Origin of the sequence: Streptomyces sp. NPDC087428 (assembly GCF_044744085.1) — a bacterium.
In the GTDB taxonomy this organism is placed as follows: domain Bacteria; phylum Actinomycetota; class Actinomycetes; order Streptomycetales; family Streptomycetaceae; genus Streptomyces.
Window position 1 is genome coordinate 357,869 of sequence record NZ_JBIUXR010000005.1, and the last position, 15,847, is coordinate 373,715.

A 15,847-nucleotide genomic window follows, 5' to 3' on the forward strand; every position below is an offset into this window, starting at 1 on the left:
GGTTCTTCATAACTCCGGGACAGCCTGTCGGCACGCCTCGCGCCGCGATGCGATTCCGCATCGCGGCGCCGTCGGGGCCGACCTGGAACGGAGCCATATCCATGTCCCTGCGCTCGTCCTTGCGCACCACCGTCCTTGCCGCTGTCGCGGCAGGCGCGGTATGTGTACCCGCCACCTCGGCCTTCGCCGACTCCTCCCCCACCGCCGTGCCCGCGTCGCCGTCACAGAGCGCCAAGCCGACCGCCGCGCCCTCCAAGGCCCCCTCGGAGGAGCCCTCGTCGGCCCCCTCCGTCGTCCCGTCGGACGCGCCGCGCGGCGGCGTGGCCGCGGGCGACAGGACCGCACCCGCGGTCCGGCCGGCCACCGTGCCGCGCGGCGGAGTCGCCGCGGGCGAGCGCCCGGCCGGTACGTCCGGTGACAACACCGCCGCGGTGATGGGTTCCGCCGTGGCGGCCCTCCTGGTCGCGGGTGCCGGAACGGTCGTCCTGCGCCGCCGCTCCACCGGCCGCAGCAACGGCTGACCACCCCTCAGCCGACAAGCCGGCAGTGGCGCCGTCCCGCATCAGGGCGGCGCCACTGCCGTCGGCCGATCTCTTCTGGAGTCTCTCCTCATGCCCCGCACGCCCCAGTTCCTGCGCCGCACCGCGCTGCCGGTGCACGCCTGCCTCGCCCTGACGGCGCTGATCGCGCTGACCGGCTGTTCCGACGCCTCCCCGGCCAAGTCCCCGGCCGCCGCCGGGAGTACGGAGCCGTCCGCCACGACCGGAACCCCCGGCCCGGGAACCGCCTCCGCGTCCACGTCCGGGTCCTCGTCCTCGTCCTCGTCGGCGAAGTCCGCCTCGCCGCCCGTCCGTGTCTCCATCCCCTCCCTCGGGATCAACAGCGCGGTCATGCGCCTCGGGCTCAACCCCGACCGCTCGGTCGAGGTGCCGCCCGCCGACAAGGGCATGACGGTCGGCTGGTACACCGGCGGCTCCGTGCCCGGCCAACCGGGCCCCGCCGTACTGATCGGCCACAACGACACCCGCTACGGCCGGGCGGTGTTCCACGACCTCAAGAAGATCGCCAAGGGCGCGGACATCGCCGTCCGCGACGACCGGGGCACCGAGATCCACTTCGAGGTCACCGGCCGGGAGACGGCGAGCAAGAAGGCGTTCCCGACCTCACGGGTCTACGGAAGGACCGAGGCCCGTGCGCTGCGGCTGATCACCTGCGACGGTTCGTTCGACGCCGCGGGGCACCCGGTGGACAACCTCATCGTGTACGCCGAGAGGAAGTGACGGGTCACCGGTGACCGGCATCCGGAGGTGACGGGCACCTGATGGACGGGCGCGGGCCGCGCTCCCGGCATCTGCCGTCTACCCATGGGTAACTCCCCCTGCTTTCATGGGTTCCAGCATTCTCCCGCCCCCATGCAGCAGCAGAACCAGGAGCACCCCGTGCCGCACTCCGCGCTCCGCCGTATCTCCGGCGCGACCCTGTCCGCCACGCTCACCGCCGCCGTTCTGGTGGCCGCCGCGCCACAGGCGTCGGCCGCCGACGCCCCCTCGTTGCGGGTGCTCACGTACAACACGTTCCTGATGAGCACGAACCTCTACCCGAACTGGGGGCAGGCGTACCGGGCGGCCGAGATACCGAAGGCCGGCTTCTTCCGGGGCAATGACGTCGTCGTGCTGGAGGAGGCGTTCGACAACTCCGCCTCGGACGCCCTGACCCGCAACGCCTCCGACCAATACCCTTACCACACACCGGTGGTGGGCCGGAGCAAGAGCGGCTGGGACGCCACCAGCGGGGCCTACTCGTCCGCCACACCGGAGGACGGCGGCGTCACGATCCTGAGCAAGTGGCCGGTCCTCCGCCAGGAGCAGCACATCTACAAGGACGCCTGCGGCAGCGACTGGTGGTCCAACAAGGGCTTCGCCTATGCCGAGTTGGACGTCAAGGGTGCGAAGGTGCACGTGGTGGGCACCCACACCCAGTCGACCGACCCGGGCTGTGCGTCGGGCGAGGCGGCCGGGTACCGGGCTCTCCAGTTCCGCCAGATCGACGCGTTCCTCGACGCGAAGAACATCCCCGCCTCGGAACAGGTCATCGTGGCAGGCGACCTCAATGTGGACTCCCGCTCCCCCGAGTACGCGACCATGCTCGCGAACGCCGGGCTGACCGGCGCGGACGCCCGCACCGGTCACCCCTACTCGTTCGACACGCAGGACAACTCGATCGCCGCCGAGCGCTACCCCGACGACCCCCGCGAGGATCTCGACCACGTCCTGCACCGCACGGGTCACGCGAGGCCGGCGGAGTGGACGAACGAGGTGGTGAAGGAGGAGAGCGTGCCGTGGACGGTGTCGAGCTGGGGCACGGACTACACGTACACGAACCTCTCCGATCACTACCCGCTGGTGGCGTCGGGGCGGTAGCCGGGACGCGGCCCCGGCCGTCGCGGAGCCCGGCCCCGCCCGTGGGCCGGCGCGCCGCGCTCAGGCGGTCTCAGAAGAAGACCCCACACCTCAGCAGCACATTCGCGTACGGCCGTGCCTCGCCCGTGCGCACCACCAGGCGCGCCTCCGCCGTGAGTGCCTTGAGCGTGTCGTGGGGGACGTGACTGAGTCGCGGGAGGCGTTCGGCCAGGAGGCGGGCGGTTTCCGGGTTGGCCTCCCGGATCTCCTCGGCCGCCGTCGCGCCCTCCACCACCAGTTCGTCCAGCAGGCCGTCCAGCACCTGCGCGAACGACGGGACGCCCGCCCGGAAGGCCAGGTCGACGACGCGGGGGCCCGGAGGGATGGGCATCCCGACGTCGCAGATCAGGACGCCGTCGCCGTGGCCCAGTTCGGCCAGGGCCCCCGCGAGGTGGCGGTTGAGGACGCCGGACTTCTTCACAGTGCGGAGACCTCGTCCGCGGTGGGGAACGACGCCTGTGCGCCCTCCTTGGTGACGGCGGCCGCGCCGACCCTGACGGCGAAGGAAGCCGCCTCGGGGAGTTCCTCGCCCAGGCCGAGCCGCCAGGCCAGGGCCGCCGTGAACGCGTCGCCCGCACCCGTCGTGTCCACCGCGTCAACCGCGGGGCTCGGTACCCGTACGCAGTCGCCGGTGCGGGTGTCGGCGGTCAGCGCGCCCCCGGCACCCAGGGTGATCACCACCGAGCGGGGGCCGAGCGCGGTCAGTGCCCGTGCCCAGGACTCGGGGGTGGTGCCCGCGTGCGGGCCCAGGATGCCGCGGGCCTCGTGTTCGTTGAGCACCAAGGGGTCGCAGGCCGCCAGGACTTCGGCGGGAAGCGGGGCGGGCGGGGACGGGTTGAGGACGAGCCGGGTTCCGGAGGGCAGGACGCGGGCCGTCTCCGCGACCGTGTCCAGGGGGATCTCCAGTTGGACGGAGACGACCCGGGCGGCGCGGAGCAGTGGGCGCGCCGCCCGGATGTCCCCGGGGGTGAGCCGGGCGTTGGCGCCGGGCGAGACGACGATGCTGTTGTCGCCCGACGGGTCGACCGTGATCAGGGCGACCCCCGTGGGCGCTCCGCCGACGAGGACTCCGGTGGTGTCGACGCCCGCCGACCGCTGCGATTCCAGCAGCAGCCGGCCGTGGGCGTCGTCGCCGACGCGGGCCAGCAGCGCCGTGCGGGCTCCGAGGCGGGCGGCGGCCACGGCCTGGTTTGCGCCCTTGCCGCCCGGGTGGACGGCCAGGTCGGAGCCGAGCACCGTCTCCCCCGGTGCCGGGCGCCGGTCGACGCCGACGACCAGGTCGGCGTTGGCCGAGCCGACGACCAGGAGATCGTACCGGGCGGGACCGGAGTCCTCGTTCTCGTCCATCTGTTGCTACTGCCTTCCGTGGGCTGCGTGTTCAGGACCGTGACGCGGTCAGGAGAAGTCGGCGACGTTCTGCCGGGTGACGACCTTGACGGGCACCTTCACCGTGCCGGCGACCTTCTTGTCCTCGGCCGCCCGGACCGCGTTCCGCACGGCGATCCTCCCGAGCTCCTTCGGCTGCTGGGCGACGGACGCGTACAGCGTGCCCGTGCCGACCGCCTTCAGGCCGTCCGGTGTGCCGTCGAAGCCGACCACGGAGACCGACTTGCCGGCCTTGGTGCCGAGCGCCTTGACCGCGCCGAGCGCCATCTCGTCGTTCTCGGCGAAGACACCGGTGATGCCGGGGTGACCCTGGAGGAGGTTGGTCATGACGTCCAGGCCCTTGGTGCGGTCGAAGTCGGCCGGCTGGGTGGCCACGACCTTGATGCCCGGGTACGCCTTGATGCCCGCGGCGAAGCCCGCTCCGCGCTCACGGCTGGCGGAGGTGCCCGCGGTTCCCTGGAGCACGACGATGCTGCCCCTGCCGCCGAGCTTGTCGGCGAGGGCCTTCGCGGCGAGCTTGCCGCCGGCCACGTTGTCGGAGGCGACGAGCGTCGCCGTGTCCGCCTTGTTGACGCCCCGGTCGGCGGCGATCACGGGGATGCCGGCCTCGTCGGCGCCGCGTACGGCCGGTCCGACCGCGTCGGAGTCCACGGGGTTGACGATGATCGAGTCCACCCCGGAACTGGTGAAGTTCTGGAGCTGGTTGGCCTGTTGCGAGGCATCGTTCTGGGCATCGGTGACGGTGAGGTCGATCCCGGCGGCCTTGGCCTCCGCCTGCGCGCCCGCCTTCATCTGGACGAAGAAGGGGTTGTTGAGCGTGGAGAGGGACATGCCGATCCTGGTGTTGCCGCCGGAGGAACCGGAGTTGAAGAACGTCACGGCGGCGATGACGGCCGCCACGCAGACCAGTGCGAGGCCGGCCTTCACCGCTCCCCCGCGGCCCGATCCCGGTGATCCGGGCCCGGCCGAGGAGCCGGCGCCGGCCGCCGCCCCCGAACCGGCCTTGCGGCGCAGCGTGTCGAGGAGCACCGCGAGGGCGATGACGACACCGATGACGACCTGCTGCCAAAAGGCGGAGACGGACATGAGGTTGAGGCCGTTGCGCAGGACGGCGAGGATCAGTGCGCCGATCAGGGTCCCGGAGGCCTTGCCGACGCCGCCCGCGAGGCTGGCGCCGCCGATGACGACCGCGGCGATCGCGTCGAGTTCGTACCCCTGCGCGGCCTGCGGCTGGGCGGAGGTCAGCCGGGAGGCGAGGACGATGCCCGCGACGGCGGCGAAGAGACCGGACAGGGCGTAGATGGCCAGCTTCTGCTTCTTGACGCGCAGTCCGGAGAGCCGGGCGGCTTCCTCGTTGCCGCCGATCGCGTACATGGAGCGGCCGAGGTAGGTACGGGCGAGGACGAGGGCCGTGATCAGCCCCATGGCGATCATGACGAGGACCGGTACGGGCAGCCAGCCGCCGAGGGTGTCGCCGAGTACGGAGACGGAGTCGGGGAACGCGATCGGGCTGCCCTGCGAGATCACCAGGGACAGACCGCGTGCGATCGACAGCATGGCCAGTGTCGCGATGAACGACGGCAGCTTCCCGTACGCGACGAGGGCGCCGTTGACGAAGCCGCAGGCGATGCCGGTGGCGACGGCGAGGAGGACCGCGAGGACGACGGGAACGCCCGCTGATGTCGCCGCCCAGGCGAGGACCGTCGCGGAGAGCGCGGCGACCGAGCCGACGGAGAGGTCGATGCCGGCGGAGACGATGACGAAGGTGACGCCGAACGCGAGGATCGCGGTGACGGCGGCCTGCACACCGACGTTCAGCAGGTTCTGGGTGGTGAGGAAGTCGCCCGAGAGCAGTGACATCGCCACCAGCAGGACGATCAGTGCGGTGAGGGCTCCGTTGTCGAGCAGCAGGCGGCGCAGGCCCGGTCCGGCGGCTCCCGCGCCCGCCTTGCCCGGATGGGTGTCAGTGGCCACGGGGGCGCTCCTCGTCGTTCTCGGTGGGTTCGGTCGCGGGGGCGGAGCTGACGGCGAGGGCCATCACGGCGTCCTGGGTGGCCCGGTCGGCGGGGAGTTCACCGGCGATCCGGCCCTGGGCCATGACCAGCACCCGGTCGCTCATGCCGAGGACCTCGGGCAGATCGCTGGAGATCATGAGTACGGCGTGGCCGGAGGCGGTCAGCTCGTTGATGAGCTGGTAGATCTCCACCTTGGCGCCGACGTCGATGCCCCGGGTCGGCTCGTCGAGGATCAGCACCCGGGTGTCCGCGAGCAGCCACTTGCCGATGACGACCTTCTGCTGGTTGCCGCCGGAGAGGGTGCGGACGTGCTGGCCGAGGCCCGCCATCCGTACGCCGAGCTGTTCGGCGATCCGGGCGGCGGCCGTGCGCCGGCCCTTGAGGTCCACGAGTCCGGAGCGGCTCGCCGACCGCAGGGTGACCAGGCCGAGGTTCTCCTGCACGGAGGCGTCGAGCACCAGGCCCTGTCCCTTCCTGTCCTCGGGGACGAGGCCGATCCCGGCGCTCATGGCGGCCGGGACGTCGTGCTTGCCGAGCCGCTCGCCGCGCACGTCGACCGTGCCCGCGTCGTAGGGGTCGGCGCCGAAGACGGCGCGGGCGACCTCGGTGCGGCCGGCGCCGACGAGTCCGGCGAGGCCGACGACCTCACCGGCGCGCACCTCGAAGCTGATGTCGTGGAACACGCCGTCGCGGGTGAGTCCGCGCACGGACAGCAACGGCTCCCCGGCATCGGCGCGTTCACGGGGGTACTGCTGGTCGATGCTGCGGCCGACCATCAGCTGGACGAGTTCCGCCTCGGGGGTCGAGGCGGGCACCTGGTCGATGCTGCGGCCGTCGCGCAGGACGGTGACGCGGTCGCCGAGGGCGGCGATCTCGTCCAGGTGGTGGGTGATGAAGACGATCCCGACGCCGTCCTCGCGCAGCCTGCGCACGATGCGGAAGAGTCTGTCGACCTCCTCGGAGGTGAGGACCGCGGTCGGCTCGTCCATGATCAGGACGCGTGCCTCCAGGCTGAGGGCCTTGGCGATCTCGACCATCTGGAGCCGGGCGATGCCGAGTTCACGGATCTTCGTCCGGGGTGAGACGTGCAGGCCGACGCGGTGCAGCAGCACCTCGGCATCGGCCTCCATGCGGCGCCGGTCGATCAGTCCGTAGCGGCGCGGCTGGCGGCCGAGGAAGATGTTCTCGGCGACCGTGAGATCGGGGACCAGGTTGAATTCCTGGTAGATGGTGGCGATCCCGAGTTTCTCGGCGTCCTGCGCGCCGTGGATGCGGACTTCCTGTCCGTCGGCGAAGATCCGGCCGCTGTCGGGGCGGTAGGCGCCGGAGAGCATCTTGATGAGGGTGCTCTTGCCCGCGCCGTTCTCGCCGAGCAGGACGTGGACCTCGCCGCTGCGCAGATCGAAGTCGACACGGTCGAGGGCGACGACGCCGGGGAAGGTCTTGCGCACGCCTTCGATGCGCAGCAACTCGACTGACGCACTCACGCGTTGCTCCTCGGACCGGATGCGGGCAGGGGCGGTTGACCGGTGGGCTCAGCGCTGCGCTCGGCGGCGCGCTCGCCGCAGGAGCCGCGTACGACGAGGCGGGCGGGCAGGGTGACGGACTCGGGGGGCCTGCCCTCGACGATGTCGACGAGCGCGCGTACGGCCGCGCGGCCGAGTTCGCCGGTGGGCTGGGCGATGGCGGTGATCGGCGGTCCGGTGTGGACGAACCAGGGGATGTCGTCGAAGGCCGCGAGCCCGATGTCCTCGGGGACCCGCAGGCCGTGGGCGCGGATGGCGTCCAGGGCGCCGAGGGCCATGAGGTTGTCGGCCGCGAACACGATCTCGGGCGGTTCCGGCAGGGCGAGGAACTGCTCGGTGGCGCGTCTGCCGCTGGCCGCCTGGAAGTCGCCCTGGCCGATGTAGGCGTCCGGCAGCGCGAGCCCGTGCGCGCTCATCGCGGCCCGGAAGGCCTCGACCCGCTCGTTGCCGGTGGTGGTGGCCGCGGGCCCGGCGATGATGGCGAGCCTGCGGTGACCGAGGGCGTGCAGGTGGGCGACCAGGTCCTGGATGGCCCGGTGGCCGTCGGCGCGTACGACGGGGACGTCCACTCCCGGCATCCACCGGTCCACGAAGACCATCGGGGTGCCGGCGCGTGCGACGTCGTGGAGCAGCGGGGAGTCGCCGTCGGCCGGCGAGACGAGGAGCCCGTCGATCCTGCGGTCCAGGAGCGTGCGGACGTGGTGGTCCTGCTGCTCCGGCTGCTCGTCGGCGTTGCCGATGATCACGCTGTATCCGAGGGCGCGGGCCTCCTCCTCGACGGAGCGGGCCAGGGCGGTGAAGTACGGGTTGAGCACGTCGCTGATGACGAGACCGAGTGTGCGGGTCCGGTCGGTGCGCAGCGAGCGGGCGAGGGTGTTGGGCCGGTAGCCGAGGGCTTCGACGGCGGCGAGGACGCGTCCGCGCGCGTCCGGGCTGACGGAGGGATGGCTGTTGAGGACGCGGGAGACCGTGGCGACAGAGACTCCTGCCTGGGCCGCGACATCCTTGATGCTCGCCATTTCCGGGACCACCTCCTTGTGGTTTCCGTGCGCCTCGAAACCAGCGACCAGAGCCGTGGAATCGATTACACGGATGATTGGAATCGATTACATGGCCGAAAACAAGCCCTCACTGGACGTCCGAGACCGGATCGTGACGCGGAGCAGGATGATGCGGGAGGAGTACGGGAAATCGAACCGGCCGCTGCGCGGAAGTCATGAGCCCCTGTTCGGCCCTCGGCGCGGTTCGGCCCACCGGCTCTGAACCTGTCGGCGGTTGGTCACGCCGGAGTCCGGAAACGCAAAAGACCCCTGATGAACAGGGGTCTCAGCTGGTGTCCGAGGGGGGACTTGAACCCCCACGCCCGATAAAGGGCACTAGCACCTCAAGCTAGCGCGTCTGCCATTCCGCCACCCGGACCGGGTGATCAGCCGCGGTCTCCCGCGGCGACAAAGAAAACAATACCAGGGGTTTGGGGTCCGTCTCACCTGCATATTCGGTGGTCAGCGGGGTGCGGACTCGCCGCGGAGACGTTCTCGCCGACGCACCCCCGCTTCTGCGCACGGTCCGTCGCCGGTCGCGTACGCACGGTGTGCCCGGAGGGTCGGCGGCGGGGTCCACGAGGGTACGGGCGGAGCGGGTTACGTTCGCCGGCATGAGTGATCGCGGCTATCGGCCACCCCGCGCGCTGTCACCGTTGCGTGAGCATCTGCGCGAGACCTTCTGGTTCGCCCCGACCCTGACCCTGGTCTGCGCCGTCGTGCTCTGGTTCGTGGCCTCGGCGCTCGACGAGCAGCTCGTCGCCTACCTCCATGACGAGCAGGCGTACGACGAGATCAAGGACCTGGTCTCGGTCGCCGAGGACACCAAGACGATCGTCGTCACGATCAGCTCGGCGATGATGACCTTCATCGGTGTGGTCTTCAGCATCTCGCTGGTGGCCGTGCAGATGGCGAGCGGGCAGCTCACCCCCCGGGTGGTGCGGATCTTCGTACGGAGCCGGATCAGCAAGCTCACGCTGTCGGTGTTCCTGGCGACGTTCGTGTTCTCGCTGCTGGTCCTGAGCTCGTACGAGAGCGAGACCGATCCGCGCCGGGTCGTGTCCGTGCCGTTTCTCCAGAGTGTGCTGACCGCCGGGCTCGTCGGGCTCAGTCTGCTGCTGTTCATCGCCTATGTGAGCTCCACGCTGCGTCTGATGCAGATCGGTCCCGTCGTCGACCGCATCACCCGGGATTCCTTCCGGGTGCTGGGGCGGATGCCGGGCGGCCGGCCGCAGGAGGGGCCTCTCGCGGAGGAGACCGGGCAGCTCGTGCACGAGGGGCGGGCCGGGGTGCTGCGGGACGTGAACGTGGCCCGGCTGGTGCGGGCCGCGCGGCGCCAGGGCGTCGTTCTGCGGCTGATCCCGCGGCTCGGGGACTTCGTGGTGCCGGGGACGCCGGTGCTGGCGGTGCACGGCGGGGCCGCGCCGCCCCGGAGCGCGCTGCGGTACACGGTGTCCGTCGGGGTCGAGCGCACCCTGCACCAGGATCTGGCGTTCGGGCTGCGCCAGTTGTCGGACATCGCGCTGCGGGCCCTGTCGGCGGCCGTGAACGACCCGACCACCGCCGTGCAGTGCCTGGACCGGATCGTGCAGTTCCTCGCGGCCGTCGTGGACCTGCCCCTCGGCGCCGTCCACCACCGGGACCGCAAGGGCGTCGTGCGGCTGGTGCAGGACGTGCCGGGGTGGGCGGATCTGGTGGATCTCGGGTTCGAGGAGGTCCGGCGGTGTGCCGCGGACTCACCACAGGTCACCCGGCGGCTGCTGGCCGGGATCGACGATCTCCTGCTGCTGGCGGCGCCCGAGCGGCGGAAGCCGCTGGTCCGGCACCGTGCGCTGCTGGTTCAGGCGGTGGAGCGCGCGGTGCCGGACGCGGCCGAGCGGGAGTTCGCGCTGCTTCCCGACCGGCAGGGCATCGGGTGAACCCGGAGGCCTCCTCCACGGCATGAGGTGGTGGTCCGGGACGTTCCCCCGGCGGGCCGCCCCGCACGTGTGCGAGGAGGCCCGCCGGAGAGGGGCTGCGGGTCCGGTCACGCCGGTGGGCCTACTTGCGCAGCGCCGCCAGGCCCTCGTAGCTGATCCGGGCCTGCTTCAGGGACTGTGCGAGGTCCGTCGAGCTCGGTGCGGTGTCCTGCTCGATCATCGGGTTGCGGTAGTTCGCCTCGCCGACGCGGCGGAAGAACGTCCGGTAGTCGATGACCCCGGTACCGAAGGGGACCATCTCGTAGCCGTCGCCGTTGGTCGTGCTGACCACTCCGTCCTTGGCGTGGAACAGCGGGTAGCGCTTGTTGTGGCGGCTGACCAGTGCCGCGGGGTCGAAGATGTTCTCCCGCTGCGCTCCGTCACGCGCGGTGTAGGTGTGGAACTTGTACTGGGCGACGTGCGCCCAGAAGATGTCCATCTCCAGCCATACGGTCTTCGGGTCGGTGACCTTGAGGAAGTACTCCAGCTTGCGGATGCCCGAGCTGCGGGTGGGCCGCCCCTGTGCGTCCAGCGGTCCGCTGTCGAGCAGGAAGCCGTAGGCCGCGTCGTGGTTGTGCGTGTACAGCTTGATGCCCGCACGGTGAGCGATCTTTCCCAGGGCGTTCCACTTGTCGGCGGCCACGTCCCAGTCGGCGCGGTAGGCACTGCCGGTGGGGTCGCCGCCGGTGCCCATGTGGTCCATGCCGAGGATGTTCGTTATTTCGAGGTGCCGCTTGAACTCGTCCTGGTCGCTCTGGCTCAGCGGCCAGGACGACGGGATGAAGCCGTGGTTGCCCTGGGCGCGCAGACCGTAGTCGTCCAGCCACGAGCGCAGCAGCTTCGCCCCCTGCACCGTTTCGAGGTTGCTGCCGCCGGGTGCGTTGGCGTGCTGGCCGTATCCGGCGAACTCGACCTGCTTGTAGCCGTAGCGGGCCAGCTCCTTGAAGACGGCGCGGAAGCCCGAGGGAAGGGTGGTGCTGAGCGGGTCCCGGGCCGTGGCGTCGCGCACGGTGTAAAGGATGATGCCGCGCTTCGCCGCCGGGACGAGGGTCTGGCCGTGACCGTGGCCGTGCTCGTGGCCGTGGCCGTGCCCCTGGCCGTGGCCCTGGTGGGAGGCGGGCTGGGCGAAGGCCGGCGAGGCGCCGATGACGGGCGCGGCGATCGCCGTCGCCGCGGCGGCGGTGCAGGTGCTGAGGAAGCGGCGGCGGTTGACGCCGAGGCTGCGGCGCAGGGCGCCGTCCGTTCCGGATTCGTCGTTGTACTCGGTCACGGTCTCTCTCTTTCTCGAAGATGTTCGCAACGCGGTGCACGGACCGGTCTCACGCGAGGCCGGCCAGTGTGAGCAGCAGGGACTTCACTTCGGTGGCCCGGACCGGGCCGGTGAACGCATGGGGGGTGGAGCAGAGGATGAGCGGACCTTCTTCGTCGCTCAGGGGGAGGCGGCCGTGGCTGCCCCGGATCGGTGACGGGTCCAGGGGGACGACCGCCATGCGGTAGCGCATGCCGAGCTTCTTGCGGGCGACCGCCGTGGCCGCCTTGACCCGGACGTAGGGGTCCTGGGGGTCCAGGAAGAGTTCGACGGGGTCGTAGCCGGGTTTGCGGTGGATCTCGACGAGCTGCGCGAAGTCGGGTGCGCGGGCGTCGTCGAGCCAGTAGTAGTACGTGAACCAGGCGTCCGGGTCCGCGACGGCGACCAGTTCGCCGGAGCGCGGATGGTCGAGCCCGTGTGCCTTCTTGCCCTCGTCGTCCAGGAGCTGCTCGATGCCCGGGAGGCCGGCCAGGGCTTCGCGGGCCGCTTCGAGGTCCTCGGGGCGGCGTACGTAGATGTGCGCGATCTGGTGGTCGGCGACGGCGAAGGCCCGGGAGGTCATCGGGTCCAGGTACTCCATGCCGTCCTGGGTGTGGACTTCCAGGAGTCCGGCCCGGCGCAGGGCGCGGTTGATGTCGACGGGCCGCTCCACCCGGGTGATGCCGTACTCGGAGAGGGCCACGACGGTGCGGCCCTCGCGTCGGGCGTCCTCCAGGAGCGGGGCGACGGCCCGGTCGAGGTCGGCGGCGGCCTTGAAGGCGCGCGGGTCGTCGGGGCCGTAGCGCTGGAGGTCGTAGTCGAGGTGCGGGAGGTAGCAGAGGGCGAGGTCGGGGTGGCGGGTGTCGAGGATGTGCCGGGTCGCGTCGATGATCCACTGCGAGGAGACGAGGTCGGCGCCGGGGCCCCAGAAGTGGAAGAGGGGGAAGGTGCCGAGTTTCTCCGTGAGTTCGTCGTGGAGGGCCGGCGGGCGGGTGTAGCAGTCGGGTTCCTTGCGGCCGTCGGCGTAGTAGACGGGCCGCGGGGTGACGGTGAAGTCGGTGTCGGCGCCCATCGCGTACCACCAGCAGATGTTGGCGACGGTGTAGCCGGGGTGGGCGCGCCGGGCCGCGTCCCAGAGCTTGTCGCCCTCGACGAGCCCGTTGTGCTGACGCCACAGGAGGACGTCCCCGAGTTCGCGGAAGTACCAGCCGTTGGCGACGATGCCGTGTTCGGCGGGGGTGGTCCCGGTGAGGAAGGTGGACTGGGCGGCGCACGTCACGGCGGGGAGCACGGTGCCGAGCGTGGCGCGTGCGCCGGACTGTCCGAGGGCCTTGAGGTGCGGCATGTGGTCGAGGAGGCGGGGGGTGAGCCCCACGACGTCGAGGACCAGGAGCGGGGTGGGCGAGCTGGGCGTCCCGGCGGTGGTCATGGCAGCTCCTTGAGGCCGAGGTCGACCAGGAGGTCGCGGGCGAGGGTGAGTTCGGCGGCGATGCCGTCGGCGAGCTGGGCGCGGGTCCGGGGGCGCAGCTCGGCCGGGAGCGCCTGCCAGGTGTACGTCTCGACCTCCAGGTGCCGGGTGAGCGGCTGTGCCCCGCCGACCAGGCGGGTCAGCGTGGACCGGAGCACGGGAAGGGTGGAGGTGAGGGGTGGTGCGGGTGGTGCGTGCAGGGGGACGTGGAAGTGGGCGCGCCAGGGGCCGCTGTCGGGCAGGGTGTCGCCGGTGACCGCCTCGTCGAGGTCGTCGGTGCCGCGCAGTCCCGCGGCGGTGGAGAGGCGGGTCTGGTGGAGGAAGCGGGGTTCGGCGAAGGCGGCGAGCGCGGTGCGTACCTCGGGAAGGTGGGGCTGTTCGGCGTGCAGGGCGGCGGAGAGCTGCGCCTTGACGGCGGGGATGCCCGCGGCGGCGAGCGCGTCGAGTGCGCCGTCCGGGTCCTCGAAGGAGGTGGCGAGATGGCAGGTGTCGATGCAGACGCCGATGCGTTCGTGGCCGATGGCGGTGAGGGGTCCGATGGCGTCGGCGGTGGTCTCGACGGTGCATCCGGGTTCGGGTTCGAGGCCGATCCGGATGGATTTCCCGGTGAGTTCGGCCAGTGCGTCGAGGCGTTCGCCGAGGGTGGTGAGCGCGGCGAGTGCGGTGCGGGCCGCCTCGGGGTCGCCGGTGTACGGGGTGCGCCAGGCGATGGGCAGGGTGGAGATGGTGCCGTCGGTGACGTCGTCGGGGAGGAGGGTGGCGAGGAGGCGGGCGAGGTCGGTGGTGTGGGCGAGCCGTTCGGGGTCGGTCCAGTCCGGCTTGTACACCCGGTACTTGACCTCTTCGGCGCCGAATCCCTCGTACGGGAAGCCGTTGAGGGTGACGACTTCGAGTCCTCTGCGGTCGAGTTCGGTGCGCAGGGAGCGCAGTTGCGCGGGGTCGTTGACGAGGGTGCGGGCGGCGTCCCTGGCGAGCCAGAGTCCGATGCCGAGGCGGTCGCGTCCGAGCCGTTTGCGTACCGGTTCGCAGTGGTCGCGCAGTTGGGCGCGGACGCCTTCGAGGGTTTCCGCGGGGTGGACGTTGGTGCAGTACGCGAGGTGGACGACGGTGCCGTCGGGGTGGCGGAAGCGCATGGCCTCACTCCCCGCCGCGGAGGATGGAGTTGCCCTCGTGGAGCGGTTCCGGTTCGGCGGTGTCCAGGTGGAGGCGGCCGCTCTGGCCGTAGAAGGCGACGGGGTTGCGCCACAGGACCTGGTCGACGTCGTCCTCGGTGAAGCCGGCGGCCAGCATGGCGTCGGCGACGCCGCGGGTCTTCAGCGGGTCGCTCTTGCCCCAGTCGGCGGCGGAGTTGACCAGGATCTTCCCGGTGCCGTGGAGCTTGAGGACGGCGACCATGCGGTCCTCGTCCATCTTGGTGTCGGGGTAGATGGAGAAGCCGGCCCAGCAGCCGCTGTCGAGGGCCTCCTTCACGGTCGTCTCGTTGAGGTGGTCGAGGACGACCAGTTCGGGGGCGAGGTGGGACTCGCGGACGACGTCGATGGTGCGGCGCAGACCGGCGAGTTTGTCGCGGTGCGGGGTGTGGACGAGGGCGGGCAGCCCGTGGTCGGCGGCGAGCTGGAGCTGGGCGGCCAGCGCGGTGTCCTCGGCCGGGGTCATGGAGTCGTAGCCGATCTCGCCGACGGCGACGACGGAGTCCTTGACGAGATAGCGCGGCAGGGCGTCCAGGACGGGGGTGCAGCGCGGGTCGTTCGCCTCTTTGGGGTTGAGGGCGAGGGTGCAGTGGTGCGCGATGCCGTACTGGGCGGCGCGGAACGGCTCCCAGCCGAGCAGCGCGTCGAAGTAGTCGAAGAAGCTGGCGGGCGAGGTTCTGGGCTGGCCGAGCCAGAAGGAGGGTTCGACCAGCGCCCGGACCCCGGCGTCGTACATCGCCTGATAGTCGTCCGTGGTGCGGGACGTCATGTGGATGTGGGGGTCGAAGATGCGCATCAGGACTCCTCCGATGGGGCCGTTGGGACCGTGGGGGCGGCAGGACCGGGGGCGCTCGGGCCGCGGGTGCTCGGGCCGGGGGCCGTGAGGGCGAGTACGCGGTGCAGGTCGGCGGGGACGGGGCGGCCTGCCGCGATGCGTTCGGCCGCGAAGTCGCCCAGCATCCGGGCGAGTTCCGCGTCGCCGCGGGACCGCCGGGCCAGTTGGTCGACGGCGTCGACGGGGACACCGGTGAAGAGGCATTTGAGGACGGCGTGGCGCCAGTTGTGCGGGTCGAGGCGCTCGCCCGCGTACGGGCCGACGGCGGCGGCGATCAGTGTGGTGTCGTTGGCGCGCAGGGCGTCCTCGACGAGGGGCACGGCGGTGGCGCCGAGGTCCAGGGCGGGCAGTGCGAGCAGGACGGCGCGCCGTTCGGCGGCGGTGCCCTGTTCGTAGAGCCGGGTCACGGCGGCCAGCCCGGCGCGGGCCTCGGTGAGCAGCAGGGCGCGTACGGAGTCGGCGTGTCCGAGTCCGCAGTGGCGGCCGGCCGCGGCGTACCGCAGTTCCCACGGCGGCACCGCGTAGGCGTTGCCGGAGGGTTCGGTGTCCGGGTGGGCGGCGGCGTGGGCGGCCTCGGCGAGGGCTTCGTCGAGCCAGGCGCGAGCGGCGCCGCCGAGCTGTGCGTCGAGCTCCTTGCGGGTCAGCAGCGGGGCATCCGGCGAGGTCATCGGCATGGCGTTGC

14 protein-coding genes and 1 tRNA gene are annotated in these 15,847 nt (G+C 71.6%); 4 read left to right on the forward strand and 11 right to left on the reverse strand.

All coding sequences use genetic code 11. The features are described from left to right. The first annotated feature begins 101 nt into the window (after positions 1–101). The 3 genes from ACIO3R_RS13195 (at position 102) to sph (ending at position 2,420) form a co-directional block, all read left to right on the forward strand. A complete protein-coding gene (locus ACIO3R_RS13195; protein ID WP_402105571.1) occupies positions 102–521 on the forward strand; it encodes a sortase-dependent protein in 420 nt (139 codons plus the stop codon). A gap of 90 nt (positions 522–611) precedes the next feature. Further along, positions 612–1,280: a class F sortase gene (locus ACIO3R_RS13200; RefSeq protein ID WP_385038164.1), complete on the forward strand. Its 669-nt coding sequence runs from the start codon at positions 612–614 to the stop codon at positions 1,278–1,280. Between the two features lie 159 nt (positions 1,281–1,439). Next, positions 1,440–2,420: a sphingomyelin phosphodiesterase gene (gene sph, locus ACIO3R_RS13205; protein ID WP_385038166.1), complete on the forward strand. Its 981-nt coding sequence runs from the start codon at positions 1,440–1,442 to the stop codon at positions 2,418–2,420. A gap of 70 nt (positions 2,421–2,490) precedes the next feature. On the opposite strand, the gene rbsD is transcribed toward sph, so the two are convergent. The 6 genes from rbsD to ACIO3R_RS13235 form a co-directional block, all read right to left on the reverse strand. Continuing rightward, a complete protein-coding gene (gene rbsD, locus ACIO3R_RS13210) occupies positions 2,491–2,880 on the reverse strand; it encodes a D-ribose pyranase (protein WP_385038161.1) in 390 nt (129 codons plus the stop codon). Then, positions 2,877–3,806, reverse strand: a complete 930-nt coding sequence (locus ACIO3R_RS13215) for a ribokinase (RefSeq protein ID WP_402105573.1) — start codon at positions 3,804–3,806, stop codon at positions 2,877–2,879. The genes rbsD and ACIO3R_RS13215 overlap by 4 nt, the downstream gene beginning before the upstream one ends. A 48-nt stretch (positions 3,807–3,854) precedes the next feature. Further along, complete coding sequence (locus ACIO3R_RS13220; protein WP_402105575.1) at positions 3,855–5,819, reverse strand: substrate-binding domain-containing protein; 1,965 nt, start codon at positions 5,817–5,819, stop codon at positions 3,855–3,857. Continuing rightward, complete coding sequence (locus tag ACIO3R_RS13225; protein WP_402105576.1) at positions 5,809–7,347, reverse strand: sugar ABC transporter ATP-binding protein; 1,539 nt, start codon at positions 7,345–7,347, stop codon at positions 5,809–5,811. Before ACIO3R_RS13225 ends, ACIO3R_RS13220 begins: the two co-directional genes overlap by 11 nt. Then, entirely contained in the window at positions 7,344–8,405 is a 1,062-nt protein-coding gene (locus ACIO3R_RS13230) for a LacI family DNA-binding transcriptional regulator (protein ID WP_402105577.1), read from the reverse strand. The genes ACIO3R_RS13225 and ACIO3R_RS13230 overlap by 4 nt, the downstream gene beginning before the upstream one ends. A gap of 312 nt (positions 8,406–8,717) precedes the next feature. After that, positions 8,718–8,805: transfer RNA gene (locus ACIO3R_RS13235), tRNA-Leu, on the reverse strand. A gap of 235 nt (positions 8,806–9,040) precedes the next feature. On the opposite strand from ACIO3R_RS13235, the gene ACIO3R_RS13240 reads away from it, so the two are divergent. Then, on the forward strand, positions 9,041–10,345 hold the full coding sequence (locus ACIO3R_RS13240) for a DUF2254 domain-containing protein (protein WP_402105578.1): 1,305 nt from the start codon (positions 9,041–9,043) through the stop codon (positions 10,343–10,345). Positions 10,346–10,466: 121 nt separating this feature from the next. On the opposite strand, the gene ACIO3R_RS13245 is transcribed toward ACIO3R_RS13240, so the two are convergent. Genes ACIO3R_RS13245 through ACIO3R_RS13265 form a run of 5 tightly spaced genes read right to left on the reverse strand, consistent with a single transcriptional unit; the run spans position 10,467 to position 15,833 of the window. Continuing rightward, the gene (locus ACIO3R_RS13245; RefSeq protein ID WP_385344556.1) at positions 10,467–11,654 is read right to left on the reverse strand and encodes a sugar phosphate isomerase/epimerase family protein; all 1,188 of its coding nucleotides are present in this window, start codon (positions 11,652–11,654) and stop codon (positions 10,467–10,469) included. 49 nt (positions 11,655–11,703) lie between these two features. Then, positions 11,704–13,101, reverse strand: coding sequence for an alkaline phosphatase family protein (locus ACIO3R_RS13250; RefSeq protein WP_385038143.1), 1,398 nt, complete (start codon positions 13,099–13,101; stop codon positions 11,704–11,706). Further along, a complete protein-coding gene (gene eboE, locus ACIO3R_RS13255) occupies positions 13,098–14,273 on the reverse strand; it encodes a metabolite traffic protein EboE (protein ID WP_363024921.1) in 1,176 nt (391 codons plus the stop codon). The genes ACIO3R_RS13250 and eboE overlap by 4 nt, the downstream gene beginning before the upstream one ends. Positions 14,274–14,277: 4 nt before the next feature. Then, positions 14,278–15,126 (reverse strand): TatD family hydrolase, encoded by an 849-nt coding sequence (locus ACIO3R_RS13260; protein ID WP_385038139.1) that lies wholly within the window; start codon positions 15,124–15,126, stop codon positions 14,278–14,280. Then, positions 15,126–15,833 carry an EboA domain-containing protein gene (locus ACIO3R_RS13265; protein ID WP_402105662.1) on the reverse strand — a complete coding sequence of 236 codons (708 nt, stop codon included), beginning with the start codon at positions 15,831–15,833 and terminating at the stop codon, positions 15,126–15,128. The genes ACIO3R_RS13260 and ACIO3R_RS13265 overlap by 1 nt, the downstream gene beginning before the upstream one ends. Positions 15,834–15,847 lie beyond the last annotated feature (14 nt).